The sequence below is a fragment of the Acinetobacter sp. MYb10 genome (assembly GCF_002980175.2).
Lineage (GTDB): Bacteria > Pseudomonadota > Gammaproteobacteria > Pseudomonadales > Moraxellaceae > Acinetobacter > Acinetobacter guillouiae.
Map to the genome: position 1 here is coordinate 1,376,326 of NZ_CP058272.1, position 14,202 is coordinate 1,390,527.

General features: G+C 36.9%; 11 protein-coding genes. 5 read left to right on the plus strand and 6 right to left on the minus strand.

Features of this window, described 5'->3' with window-relative positions:
- Positions 1 to 13: 13 nt before the first annotated feature.
- Positions 14 to 1,030: an AI-2E family transporter gene (locus CQZ96_RS06450; RefSeq protein ID WP_105714264.1), complete on the plus strand. Its 1,017-nt coding sequence runs from the start codon at positions 14 to 16 to the stop codon at positions 1,028 to 1,030.
- 163 nt (positions 1,031 to 1,193) lie between these two features.
- Here the strand turns inward: CQZ96_RS06450 and CQZ96_RS06455 are convergent, their stop codons facing one another.
- From CQZ96_RS06455 to CQZ96_RS06465, 3 genes are all read right to left on the minus strand, one after another.
- On the minus strand, positions 1,194 to 2,888 hold the full coding sequence (locus tag CQZ96_RS06455) for an AMP-binding protein (protein ID WP_105714263.1): 1,695 nt from the start codon (positions 2,886 to 2,888) through the stop codon (positions 1,194 to 1,196).
- 475 nt (positions 2,889 to 3,363) lie between these two features.
- Positions 3,364 to 6,201 carry an RNA polymerase-associated protein RapA gene (rapA, locus tag CQZ96_RS06460; RefSeq protein WP_105714262.1) on the minus strand — a complete coding sequence of 946 codons (2,838 nt, stop codon included), beginning with the start codon at positions 6,199 to 6,201 and terminating at the stop codon, positions 3,364 to 3,366.
- 139 nt (positions 6,202 to 6,340) lie between these two features.
- Positions 6,341 to 6,985: an RluA family pseudouridine synthase gene (locus CQZ96_RS06465; protein WP_105714261.1), complete on the minus strand. Its 645-nt coding sequence runs from the start codon at positions 6,983 to 6,985 to the stop codon at positions 6,341 to 6,343.
- A gap of 307 nt (positions 6,986 to 7,292) precedes the next feature.
- Between CQZ96_RS06465 and CQZ96_RS06470 the strand changes: the two genes are divergently transcribed.
- Positions 7,293 to 7,994 (plus strand): hypothetical protein, encoded by a 702-nt coding sequence (locus CQZ96_RS06470; RefSeq protein ID WP_004721717.1) that lies wholly within the window; start codon positions 7,293 to 7,295, stop codon positions 7,992 to 7,994.
- A gap of 357 nt (positions 7,995 to 8,351) precedes the next feature.
- Positions 8,352 to 9,080 carry a hypothetical protein gene (locus CQZ96_RS06475; RefSeq protein ID WP_228722780.1) on the plus strand — a complete coding sequence of 243 codons (729 nt, stop codon included), beginning with the start codon at positions 8,352 to 8,354 and terminating at the stop codon, positions 9,078 to 9,080.
- Between the two features lie 618 nt (positions 9,081 to 9,698).
- Here the strand turns inward: CQZ96_RS06475 and CQZ96_RS06480 are convergent.
- Positions 9,699 to 10,280, minus strand: coding sequence for a TetR/AcrR family transcriptional regulator (locus tag CQZ96_RS06480; RefSeq protein ID WP_004721722.1), 582 nt, complete (start codon positions 10,278 to 10,280; stop codon positions 9,699 to 9,701).
- Between the two features lie 261 nt (positions 10,281 to 10,541).
- Here CQZ96_RS06480 and CQZ96_RS06485 point away from each other — a divergent pair, with 261 nt between their 5' ends.
- Positions 10,542 to 11,390 carry a hypothetical protein gene (locus CQZ96_RS06485; protein ID WP_004721724.1) on the plus strand — a complete coding sequence of 283 codons (849 nt, stop codon included), beginning with the start codon at positions 10,542 to 10,544 and terminating at the stop codon, positions 11,388 to 11,390.
- Between the two features lie 72 nt (positions 11,391 to 11,462).
- Here the strand turns inward: CQZ96_RS06485 and CQZ96_RS06490 are convergent, their stop codons facing one another.
- Positions 11,463 to 12,098, minus strand: a complete 636-nt coding sequence (locus CQZ96_RS06490; RefSeq protein ID WP_105714259.1) for a cation transporter — start codon at positions 12,096 to 12,098, stop codon at positions 11,463 to 11,465.
- 169 nt (positions 12,099 to 12,267) lie between these two features.
- On the opposite strand from CQZ96_RS06490, the gene CQZ96_RS06495 reads away from it, so the two are divergent.
- Positions 12,268 to 12,672, plus strand: coding sequence for a Cd(II)/Pb(II)-responsive transcriptional regulator (locus CQZ96_RS06495; protein ID WP_004721728.1), 405 nt, complete (start codon positions 12,268 to 12,270; stop codon positions 12,670 to 12,672).
- Between the two features lie 447 nt (positions 12,673 to 13,119).
- Here CQZ96_RS06495 and arsB read toward each other — a convergent pair whose 3' ends face one another.
- Positions 13,120 to 14,196, minus strand: coding sequence for an ACR3 family arsenite efflux transporter (gene arsB / locus CQZ96_RS06500; RefSeq protein WP_105714258.1), 1,077 nt, complete (start codon positions 14,194 to 14,196; stop codon positions 13,120 to 13,122).
- Positions 14,197 to 14,202: the final 6 nt, after the last annotated feature.

Consider the following 14,202-nt stretch of genomic DNA (forward strand, 5'->3'; position numbering starts at 1 on the left):
GAGCTCTATTCACATGAAACTGTTAAATGATCGTCAAAGTATTATTGCAAGTTACGTACTCATGCTGATCTTTTTGTCTTTACTGATTCCCTTGCATCTTTTAGCATCATTTTTTGCAGGTTTTGTTGTTTTTGAAATCATCAATAGTTTAGGCAGCATTACAGAAAGATATATTGATGGTCAAAGAGCTCGCCTGACCATTAGCATTATTCTAGCCATCTTTATTATTTCTTTGATTGTGCTCAGCATCACAGGGTTAATCAGCTTTGTTCAACATGATTTGCAAGGTGCGGGAATCAATGCCATCAGTGACCAAGTCGATAAAACCTTACAAAAGCTACAACTTGAAGTGGCACAATATATTCCCGGATTTATTCCTTATTCACTCACTGAATTAAAAGATCAAACCTTTGATTTAATCAAAGATAATTTATCAACCTTAAAAAGTACGGGAACAGGCTTTTTACATAATTTAGCCACCATGCTGATTGGTATGATTGTGGGGATCCTTGTCTCATTAAACCAACTGCGTCCACAGCCGGATCAGCCAGAATTTAAGCGTGCCATGATCACACGTATTGAGAATCTTTCGTCATCTTTTAAAAATGTGGTGTTTGCGCAGTTTAAAATTTCGTTAATCAATACCTTTTTATTTTTGATTTTCTCTCACCTGATCCTCCCAGTTTTTGATATACATTTACCTTTTGCCAACACCTTAGTGATCCTGACTTTTATTTTTGGATTAATTCCAATTGTCGGAAACTTACTCTCCAATACCATTATTGTGATGGCAGGTTTAACCATTTCAGTATCTACCGCAGGTATCGCATTACTTTATCTGATTTTTATCCATAAGCTGGAATACTTTATTAACGCCAAAATTATTGGCACAAAAATCCATGCAGCGTCATGGGAAGTGTTATTGGCAATGTTAGTCTTTGAGTCGTTCTTTGGCTTAGCGGGTCTAATTGTTGCCCCCATCTTCTATGCCTATATCAAGTTAGAACTTAAACAAGCCGAAATGATTTAAAGCTGAAATGATCTAAAACATAAATCATTTGAGTCATCAAGAAACCCTTCTTTTTAAAGGTAAGAAGTATTACTTTGTAAAAGAAGAGAATTAAAAAAGCCTGAACTGAACAATATTACAATTCAGGCTTTTTTCCTAATAATGCGAATGTAGTTAAAAACTTTTATTCCCAGACCACTTCTTTTTTCTGTTGTGCCCAAGCGTCTAAAAATGGCTCATAGTGACTTTCAATTTTATTACGCTTAATTTTCATCGTTGGAGTGAGTAAATCATTTTCCATGGTCCATTGTTCATTGACTACAACAAAGAAGCTGATTTTTGCATGGGCCTCCAGTTCTTCATTGATCTTCAGCCTTAATGCTTTTAAGGTGTTTTCAATTTCATCTCGCTTAGGGTTCTGCTTCAGACTGTTACGGATATCTTCAGCCAACATAATAAAGGCAACTGGTTGTGGTTGGCTTGAACCACCAATACATACAGATTCTATTAAGGCCTGATTTCCAATTTTTTGCTCAGTCGGAACTGGCATGATGTATTTGCCTTTGCTTGTTTTAAAAATATCTTTAATTCGACCAGTAATTTTTAATCGCCCTTCAGCATCAATCTCGCCCAAATCCCCAGTACGTAAAAATCCATCTTCGGTCATATCTTCTGCAGTTTTTTCAGGATTTTTATAATAACCCAACATAGTTCCTGGGCTTTTTACCAGAATTTCACCATTTTCATCAATTTTACATTCCACTTTAGGTTGGGCATGCCCCACATAACCACTGGCAAACTGCCCCACACGTGTCACATGCGAATAACCACAATTTTCAGTCATACCATAGACTTCAAGTAACTCTAAACCTAAATTTCGATACCATAAAATAATATCTGTAGGTAATGGTGCAGCAGCAGTAAATGCATAACGGACATGATTTAGCCCGAGCTTGGTGAGTAATTTCTTTTTAACCAATTTACCCAACACAGGTATTTTGAATAAAATCTTTTGTATATGGAGCGGTATTTTTTCATTAACGCCCAAATAGAACTTGGTCCATAAGCGTGGTACCGAAAAGAATAGTGTGGGTTTGGCACGATTCAAATCTTCGACAAAGGTTTCAATTGAATTTGCAAAATACACGGTAAAACCGCAAACCATCAATGAAGATTGAATAAAAATACGCTCAGCAACATGTGCAAGTGGTAAATAAGATAAGGCCCGATCAGATGTTGTCACTTGATAAGTCAATCTGAGTTCACGAGCGCCAGATAAAAGCGTCGCAAAACTTTGCATAACCCCTTTAGGTACACCCGTACTGCCAGACGTATAAACGATGGTCGCTAAATCATTTTTATTGGGTAATACTGGGTTTTCTAGTGGCGCAACAGATTGCACAATATCATTCCATTGCGGTGCGTCGAATTCAGGTGATAATGCCAAACGCACACAAGCTAAATCTTGTGGAATGATTGTTTTTACCTCATTCCAGCTATCCGCTTTACCATCCAATTTTCCAATAAATAAGAGTTTTGCTTCACTGTGGTTGAGTACATAAGCTGCACCTTCCGCATTGAGTGTTGGATAGAGTGGGACTGAGATATGACCTGACATCCAGATCGCTAAATCTGCCATAAGCCAATGCGCACTATTTTTACCATAAATTGCGATCGCACTCTTTTCAGGCAAGTTTAAAGACTGTAAATAACTCGCCATACTGCGAACTTGTTGTGCAACTTCCGACCATGTGTAATGCACCACATTGCCATTGGCCAATGGTTGTACAAACACATCTTTTTGCGGTAATTGCTTTTCCCAATGAAGTAGATAGTGCACATGGGTATCATGAAACTCAACAAAATCCTTGTTTTCCATATCATTTCTTCCATTATTTTAAGTTTTTATCTTGGCTATAGACGGTTGCTTTAGAACTTGTCTATTTGGATACACAATACTGAATGATCAAATTACATGGGTGAGTAAACTTTATCTCTAAGGAACAAATCGAGATCAAAGTACACTATTTTAATAGCATAAAAACGGTTGCGATGTATACAACAAACTCCCTGTAAATCCTTCATTGATTATTGTTGTAAAGTAGATCTCATCCAATGATACATGGCGTTTCTATCGCGTGGTGACATTGATGCATGGTCTATAGCCCCTCATACAAGATATGACCATATAAATGGTGCAATAATAGGAATTAATTTTTATAAATGGTTATAACTTTTACATTTAAAATCAAATAAATAAAAATAACCCAATAATTGATTATTTAAATATGCATAACATATACATCAAAAAAGCTCCCAAAGGAGCTTTTAGAATCTAGATAAAATACACTAAATTAAGGTTTAACCACAACCAATACCTGAATCGCTTCTGGCGTCACAGAAATACCTTCCAATAGACTTAAACCTTCTTTCTGGAATTTCTGTAAACGTTCAATTTCATCTGCACGAATACTTGGATTAAATTGCTTTAAGTAGCTTAAACGATCAATTTCATATTGCCATTTGCTACCGTAAATTTCTTTAGCTTGCTCTTTTAACTGCGGTAAAACACCTTTAGCAATATCTAAAGCTTGTGCATAGCGTTCTTCAATCACTTCACGACGTGCTTTCACCACTTGACGACAGCTATTGCTATCTAAATGATGTAAATACGGCTTAATAATTTCTGGATCAAGCTTGGCAGTAATATCTTGGCCCGTTTCAGTCAATAACACTCGAATCAATTGTGTCGGTAAGCTAGAAGGTAAATTTAATGCTTTAGGCGCAACCACATCCACTTTAAACCAAACTTCCAACAAAATCGTGCCTTGTTTAAGTGCATTGGTTTTTAGAATCGCAACATTGGTACTACCAAAAGATTGGGTACGGATAATTTCCATCACACTTTCAGTAAACGGATGTTCAAGTGTTAAATATTGCGCGTCTTCACGGATCTGTGCCTGATCACGATAGAAGGTTGCAGTCATACCCTCTTCGTCAATATCCAAGCCTTGCACTTGCATTTGATCGGTTGGTTTAATAATCACCGTACCATTGCTTTGCTCATCAAAGTCAATGTTGGTTGATGCCATAAACCGCTTCATAAACATTGGCAACAAAGTATTGTCATCATAGTCTTCAAGCGCAGTAACAATTTCTTGTGCCACGATCGGACGACATGAATTGTATTCCAATAAACGGTCACGACCATCTTGCAATTCAACTTCAAGTGCTTGACGCTGTACATTGACCGCTTCAAGAAGCTCTTCAAAAGCTTGGCCTTTATCATCCAATAAGCAATCTTTTAAATCGACAATAAAGTTTTCTTGTAAGGTTTGTGCTGTAGGCGAAATATTACTGAAAATATTCAACGCTTCATTGTACCAACGGAACATACGCTCTTGCGCTGTACCGACAAGATAAGGCACATGAATCTGAATACGATTTTCCTGACCAATACGGTCTAAACGACCAATACGTTGTTCAAGTACATCTGGATTTGCTGGTAAATCAAACAACACAAGATCAGAAGCAAACTGAAAATTACGCCCTTCAGAACCAATTTCAGAACACAGTAAAATCTGTGCACCATAAGAATCTTCAGCAAAATAAGCCGCTGCTTGGTCACGTTCCAATAAGCTCATGCCTTCATGGAACATTGCGGTGCGGATACCCGCGTGGATGCGTAAAGCATTTTCAAGTGCTTCAACAACTGGACCACTACGTGCAATCAGCAATACTTTTTTATGTTTTAAATCAGAACGTAATCGTTCCATCAACCACATAACACGTGGGTCTGTTTCCATCCATGCGCCATCAAGTTGCAGCTCTTCTGGCCACATTTGTTCGCGTAATTTTCCATCTTTAGACCAATTTTCTGGTGCTGGTAATGGTGCTGGTTGGCAATCACGTCCAGGGAAACCTTGAATTGCTTCACGGGTATTACGGAACAAGATACGACCTGTACCATGACGGTCTAAAAGTTCATGAATCGCGCGGAAACGATGTTCAGGCTGATCTTCAATCGGATGACCTAATAATTTTTCAACTGCTGCCAAATGTTCCGCTTCAAGTGGCAAATCTGACATCAACACTTCAGCAATTTTAGCAGTGTGATGATATTGCTCTTCTTCATCAAGGAAACGATCAAGCGAACTAAAACGTTGTGGATCAAGTAAACGTAAACGGGCAAAATGGCTTTCTACACCTAACTGTTCAGGTGTTGCAGTTAAAAGCAGCACACCTTCAGTTTTTTCAGCAAGCTCTTCAACAAGGTCATAACGGTCATTACCGCCTTCCTCTTCACTCCACATCAAATGATGCGCTTCATCGACCACCAACAGATCAAAACCAGCTTCAATGGCTTGCTCACGCAAATCATCATGATCAATCATCAAATCTACTGAAGCAATGATACATTGTTCAGTCAGGAATGGATTGAGTTCAGGATCATGCTCTTTGATTGAAGCTGTACGAGTAAGATCAAACAATGAGAAATTCAAATTGAAACGACGACGCATTTCAATCATCCATTGATATTGTAATGAATCTGGCACAAGAATCAGAATTCGCTCAGAACGACCGGTTTTGAGTTGTTGATGGATGATGAGTCCCGCTTCGATTGTTTTACCTAAACCGACTTCATCTGCAAGTAATACACGAGGTGCAAATCGCTTACCCACTTCATGTGCAATATACAGCTGGTGTGGAATCAAGCCTACACGCGCGCCAACCAAACCACGTAATGGTGACGTTTGCATATTGGCTTGCATTTGCATCGCTTCAATACGTAAGTCATACCATTCTTTATAGTCAATTTGGCTTGCCAATAAACGTTCTAAAGGCTTTGACAATTGAATTTGTGCGCCAATACGCGTTTCGTTTAATGCTTTTTTCTCTTGTTCACCATTATCTAATGTACGAATAACATTGTAACGAATCACACCACTACGATCATCTAAAGACTCGACAATCCACTTGATGCCTTCTTGGTCTTGAACTTCATCATTGATATTAAAAACAATACGAGATAATGGGGCATTATTACGTGCATAGACACGAGTTTCGTCACTTTTTGGAAAAAGAATACTGATTGAACGTTCATCGACGTCAATCAATACACCTAAACCTAACTCAGTTTCTGTGTCCGATAACCAACGTTGACCTATAGCAAATTGTTGCAATTTTTCCACCTTTATCTCATGTTAGGGCTAAAACACGGTTGCTCAAATCAGGAGAATATTTGAACAAAGTTTATACCCATTACGCAATACTTTTTGACATAAAGCTCATTAAATTTTGAGCGACTTAATTTCAACTTAAAAATCTAAACTAAAACGGAACTGGACAATCAAATTGTACAAGCTCCTCTGTTTTAGGATGATGAAAACTCAGTTGTTGTGCATGTAGACAAAGTCGTGGCATAAGCTGCTGTTGTTCTACAGTTGCATATAAAGTATCACCAATAATAGGATGTCCTAAATATTGCATATGCACGCGTAACTGATGTGACCGTCCTGTAATTGGTATTAACTCAACACGGGTTACAGCCTGTCCTTGAATTTGAAAATGTTGGGTTGCTTTCCAATGTGTTAATGCAGGCTTGTTATGTTCTGGATCTGCAATATGTAAGGGTGGATGTTCTGGATCATAAATCACAGGAACATCAACTGTGCCTTCACCATGTAAAGTGCCAGCAACAACAGCTTGATAGGTTTTAGAGGTTTGACGTTCTTGAAACTGTCTAGAAATACTTTTTTGTCCCCATTTACTCAGTCCAAATACCAAAATCCCAGAGGTATCGCGGTCTAAACGATGAATGAGTAAAGTCTTAGGCTCGATTTTTAATAATCTGTTGATAACACAATCTTGTAAATCTGCTGTTTTTCCTGGAACTGTGAGTATACCTGCTGGCTTATGGATCACCATAAAATCATCATCACGATGGATCAGGTGTTCGGTTAGAAAATTACTCAAAGTTCAGTTCCAATGATCACGCAAACAAGCAGGCAATTCTAAGAATCTTGGAATGAAATTACAATCAAAATTATCTGATTTATTCGATTATTCTAAAGAAAGAATAATAAATCGTACAATTGCTTTAAATTCATTGGCAATTTACAAGACAATCAAAAACTTTAGATACATTTTGCCAATCAATTGTGGGGAAAGTGGATTAATTCATTGAAAAAATAAATTATTGTCTATTTTTTGGTAAGTTAAAAACTTAACACCCTATTTTTTTAATGGTATAAACAATACCTTAAGATTAAATGAGCAAAATATGAATAAATTAAATTATAAATCTACATTGTCCATTTGTATTATTTCCGCATTTGCCATGACCGGCTGTGCAACTTCAACCCTTTTAAAGAAAGACAATGGTGTTCGTACCCGTAATGTTCAAACCGTATTGGTCAATGATACGGTTTTAGCATTTGGCAAACCATCACAAGCAATTTCGGCCCTACCTTCTGACAGCATTGTCATTGCAGGGCAAAAAAATAGTTATGTCATCACCAGTGGTGGTGCTCGATTTGTCAAAGTGATCACAGGACTTGATCCAAAATTTATTCAAATTGATAAAGCGCTGACCTTCAATTCAGAAAAAAATGATGGGCATTTTTCAGGAACCCTACCACTCAAATATGTCAAACTTTCTGAAGATGTCACTAAACAAGATCGTGCATTCTTTATTGAAAATGGTGCAGAAGAATGCACCACCTCAAGTGATCAACGTCTAAAAGCGCAACGTTTCTGTTTTAACATTACTTTATCTGGTCTGGTTTACCCTTCTGCTTCTAATATTTCATCACTAAAAGCACTGAGTAAACCCTATCAAGTCAGTATCTATACCACTCAAGAGGTAAAAGATTACTCAAAGGCTGGCAGTAAAACTGCAGATAAACTGGTGTTATTCCCTTTTGCTGTCGCTTTTGATGTAGTGACGTTACCGTTCCAAGCGCTTCATAAGATTTTTGATTGATTGAAAATAATTCAGGATATTGCATACAATATCCTGAATCTTAGCAAATATAAAAATACGATTCTCAATAGCATGATTCCACTTTCTTTTAACTATCTTTGGATTTTCTTTGTCGCTGGCTTTGGGACCATTATTTTTAGTCTATTTGCGATTGGATTAATATTTAGCTCAAAATTCAGAAATACCCTTAGGCATGGCAATATTTTTATTCAGTCTCTATTTGTCTGTAGTGTACTCTGCGTTTTTTTGAGCTTGATACTTTATTTCCTTGTTCTATATACAAAAAATGAGATTGAAAAAGAGCATCATTCCATACATAAAACATTAAGTTCGCCTGAGAAAATTTTAGGCATTCAAATGCCACAAGGGACTGAACTTGAATTATTTGCACCCGATCAATTGACCTCATTGAGACAAGCCAAATTTCCCCAACCCGTATTATTTGGAAAGCTGCAAATTAACAGCATGAAAATTCCTCGTGGTATTGATTTGGAACTTTTTGATGATCATTCAACCACATTAATGGGTACAGGTAAGGATACGATCGAAGGTTGGAATTGTCAGCTGATGAGCTATATTCAAGTCTATTTAGATGATGCTGGCAACATCATTGGTTTAGAGCACTGTAATCTTGCTCAAGATACGCAGCTAGAAAATATTATACTTGTGGCACAGGCAGATATTGAACGTTCTAAATATCAAAAATATCCAGACAACTTTGTTTCTACAGATTACTGGCGGATTCACAATCCTCTCACCCAATACAAAGCTGTTTCCCTACAATGGGCAAATGTCTATTTGGATCAAAATAAACAACTCATCGGAATTGAAAATGGCACACTGACAGAAAAATTAACCTTAGGCGATATTCAATATCCAGCAAATACTGAATTCAATTTATTGGTTCATCCTTTAACACAAAATGAAACTTGGTTATTTACCCCGCCCAATGATCAAAATGCGGTTGCTCGCAATGGCAAAGTCTATACGCATGATCAAACGATTCTTCAGCGCCCTAATGGCAAAATTGAACAAATCCTCAATAGCAATGATCCTAGAATTTTAGCCCGAAGAATGAATCACTAATGCTTAAATATTGATATTCCAAACAGCATAAGCACTTTTCATGGTCTTTGACTTTTTATCTCTAATATTTATTTACAATTATTCATTTCAATTTTCAAATTCTTGACCACACGCTTCGTGTATAACAACTCACTGCCATTCAAAGATAAATAGAAGTCTGCTAGTCTCATCAATAAAGTCAAAAACAGACTTTTAGACTAGGCGAGCCACGATAAAATTAAACGCAAAGTACCAAAAATTAGATATTTTTTTTAACTTTTAAGCTGTTTGATAAAAAAACAAACAAATTCACAAAGATTCTGTTGTAAAAAACAACAAAATCTTTATAATCCAACTAAACAGACAAGTCTGTATAATTTGCTGAAAAAAACGAATGACCAGTGCATTCAGAGGGTATAAGAATAAATATAAGAAGATGCTTCAAGCATCTCTTTACCTAACAATTTATTGTTATGACAATAAATTGTTAGGTATATAAAAAACTTATCAGCAAAGCGCGATTCACTTCAAGTGGTCGCGCTTTTTTATTTTCAAGTTTAAGTAGTAAATTAAACAGATCAGCAAGTGCAAATCAATATTGTTTACGCTTGCAACCTAGGATTTCAACAAACTTAAACGTTAAACTGAACTCGGTTGAGCTAAAGCCAATTCCATCTGAATCAGGGTTTCTACCCGTCTCCAATAATCATCCAAACACACTTGCTGAGGATCTATTTGCGCCTGAATCGTCATTCCGTCAAGAAGACTCGACAAGAAAGAAGCAAGTTGAATATCTTGTTTAACACCTAAATGACGCAACGCATTACTCAAATGCCCTTTTAACCACTCTTTATAGTCAGTTGCAGGTTGGAGTGATGACGGATAAACTTTTGAAATTTCTTCTACGGCTTTTTGGAACATACAACCATTAAAATCTTCGCTATGAAACCATGCGTTGTACCATGTGAAGATGGCTTTAATATGAGATAAATAATCTTGTGGATCACATTTAGCGATTGCAGCATCTAATGATTCTTGCAAATTGAGATTTCTCGTGACCAAACATTCTTCAATCAATTTGGCTTTAGATGGAAAATATTTATAAAAAGTCATTTTTGCAACGCCAGACTCACTAATAATTCGGTCTATACCGATAGAATTATAACTATATGTATTAAAGAGATTCAACGCTGTATTAATGATGTCCTCTTTTTTTGACATTTGTTTTTACCTGATGTACAAAAATTTAAGATTAAAATTAAAGCATTAGCTTATAAGAACAGCACATAAATACGAATTACTTCAAGTGTATGCTAAGAATTATATCTTAAATTCATATGAATACTGAGTTTTTATAAAAAAACATCAAGACTACAAAGGCAAGTATATGAAATATAAAATATTAAACCTGTATAAATACTAGCAAAACAAATTGTTTTTTACTATTATAAAAACGGCAAAATTAAAATTTTAATGCAGCATATGAGCATATTATCTTTCACGCAATCTGAACATACTCGTTTCGAGTTGCTGCATTTCATTCAAAATTCCTTGCAACCTGAATTATGGCAGCAAAACACTCAAGCTATCGCAAACTTAAAACGGCAAACACACTGTCATATTTTATTTAAGCATCCCATATTAGTCCAGTTGAATCAAAGCCAGCTGACGCTTGAACAGCTTAAATTCATTCATATTAATTATTTTACGGCGATTGTTAAAAATTTTACAGATGCACTTAGCATGGTAATTTATCAAGCCGTTAGCCTCGAAAAAAACCATAATATTCATCCAGAAAATAGGATTGCAGCTAAAATATATGCACGCTACTTACTGTCGCTAAACTTAATTGATGAACTGGGTTTCAATACACACCAACTCGAAAAAAGCGCTGCATCCAAATCACATCTGGTTTATTTTTTAAAATTGATGCAGCAGTTGGAATTAGATCCATTAGATCAGCAACAGACTGAAATAGAAGCTTTCGCATTGGCTCAATTTATTCACCAACATATCAATTCTTATACAGAATTATTGCTCATTTTGGCTTGTACAGAATTGCAAGTCATAAAGTTTAGTGAAGCACTCCGCAACAACATGTCGATTTACAACAGTAAATTTATTGAAGGTTATTATGCTTGTCATGGGCTGGCTGATCAAAATGACGCGACCCTTGCCAATGATGACAACCATCAAGATGACATTTGGACCCTACTGATACAATGCTATGATCAAAACAACCAACAGTATTTGGACCAAGTCCAGTCTGAGTATTTAGAACTCTGGAATAATTTTTGGAGCAAAATGGCAACCCGTATAACTGAAATTTAAACGCTTGCCTCATGATGGTTTTTTGATCCCATTGCTGAGATCAAAAATACCTTATTGTGGTTTAGATGAGCGTCATTGTAGTACTTGTTGAGTCGGCATATTTTGTTTACGTTCTTGTAATGCTTTCTTCATCACCTGATAACCGCCTGTTAAGCCTAAAGTCGCCATAATCACAGCCACAATAATATCTGGCAACATGCTTCCTGTACCAAACACCCCAATTGCTGCAAAGATTACTGCGACATTTCCAATCGCATCATTACGACTACACAGCCAAACAGACTGCATATTGGAATCCCCATCTCTAAAAGCGTAAAGCACAAGGGCTGAAATCACATTGGCGATTAAAGCCAATACACCAATCGCTCCCATGGTAATCGCTTCTGGAGGGATCCCTTTCGTATAAGCATAAATCGTTTTGCCAATCACGACAAAACCAAAAATTGCCATGATTGCCCCTTTAAATAAGGCAACGGTCGCTCGCCAGTACAGACTTGCGCCTAACACCGCTAAAGAGACGGCATAATTGACCGAGTCACCAAAAAAATCCAGAGAATCCGCCCAAAGTGCAGAAGAATGTGCATACGCCCCACCAATCAATTCAACAAAAAACATGGCAAGGTTAATAAACAGTGCAATCCACAAAGCCGTTCTAAACTTGCTATTCGGTTTCTGTGGTGCAGGTTCATGACTACATGTACACGCCATGACACTTCTCCTTGATTCAATATAAATGGACTTATCTGCTTATTTTTCAGTCAAGTTGGCGCTTTAAAGAAAATCAGCACATGCGTCAACAATGATGAAAAAATCAGCTATACTGCTATTTAAAACTATGGAGTTAGTCCAAGGTCAAGTTGATTCAGGAAAATAAGCCATGCAGCAATACTTAATTAGTGACCTCGCTAAAAAAACTCAGCTGTCGACGGATACTGTGCGTTTTTATGAGAAAAAAAATTTGATCAGATCCAGTTATCGTGCAGATAATAATTATAAATATTATGATGATGAAACATTAAAGCGGCTTATTTTTATTAAACGTTGCCGCGCATTAGATATGACCTTACATGAAATTACTCAACTTTTAGAGCATCTACAACATCCTGAACAAGGCTGTAAAATCATTGACCAATTGATTGAAGAACATATTCGACATGTAGAAACTCGAATATATGAATTACAGCATTTTAAATCGCAACTGCATGAATTACGTCAATCCTGCTCCTCGAACACCACCATTGATCATTGTCAGATTGTCAAAAAACTTGAAGCATCGGAATAATTTATAGTCAAACCATCTATTTATTCATACAAGTCATTGGTCATAAATGAAGCGTATATTTTTGCATGAACTTTAAAAAACTATTAGTTATCAACTCGTTTTTTGTCCTTTTAAATCATACAAGGTGTAGCTATCGCATGGCGACATGGATGTCGCCGTTGAGCGGGGGTATAGGATGTACCCCTCGCTCAGCAAAAGATTTTTGTCCCTTTTTATCTCTAAAAAGGGAGGCAATCGCCTACGCAAAGGTATTTAAACTTTGAATATAAGGTGCGGCATTGCAAGCTTTACAAGCTTTACAAGCTTTACAAGCTTTACAAGCTTTACAAGCTAAAAAATCACCCCATGCAATTGATTTAACTAAAAATATTTATTAATAAAAATTATATTCTTGTACCTAAATTTTTTGACAGATTGACTATACATTGTGTTGAATGGGTCTTTCGGCTATTCCCTTTGCTGATTGAGCCCATGCGCTGATTTAAAAATAGTTTTGCGCAGCCATAGCGAAACACTGACCAACGCAATCAATACAGGGACTTCAACCAAAGGACCAATAATCGTGGTAAATGCGACAGGTGAAGCCAATCCAAATGTTGCAATCGCAACAGCAAGTGCCAATTCAAAGTTATTTCCCGCTGCGGTAAAAGAAATCGCTGTAGTTTTAGGATAATCATTGCCCATCCACTTGCTCATAAAAAAGCTCAGGAAAAACATCACCACAAAATACAGAGTTAATGGGATGGCAATTCGCAATACATCGAATGGTAGGCTAACTACATCCGCCCCTTTTAAACTAAACATCGCCACAATGGTAAATAACAATGCCAATAAACTCAGTGGACTGACTTTAGCGATAAACGTTTGTTGATACCAGTCTAATCCTTTGCGTTTAACCAGAATGATCCGACTTAGAAAGCCCAATAAAAATGGGATACCTAAATAGATGAAAACCGCATGTGTAATCGTCCAAAAGCTGACATCAATAACTTTTCCTGCTACACCAAAATACGGTGGTAGAACTGTTAAAAACAACCAAGCATAAGTACTAAAAAAGACAATTTGGAAAATACTATTAAAAGCGACTAAAGCTGCGACATATTGATTGTCACCACCTGCTAAGTTATTCCATACCAAGACCATCGCGATACAACGGGCTAAACCAATAAGAATTAAACCCGTCATATATTCAGGATAAGCATGTAAAAACACGATCGCTAAAGCAAACATCAGGCACGGCGCGATTAACCAGTTTTGTAGCAAAGACAAAGTCAACGTTCGTTTGTCTTTGAAGACTACAGCTAAGGTCGCATAATCCACTTTGGCAAGTGGCGGATACATCATCAAAATTAAACCTATCGCAATGGGTATATTGACTGAATCTACGCTTAAACGATTTAAAGCCACCGAAGCCTGCGGGAAATATACGCTGATGCAGATCCCCATTACCATCGCAATAAAGATCCATAAAGTTAAATTGCGATCTAAGAAAGAAAGCCGCGAAGTTGGCTGATTTGAGTTCATGACAGC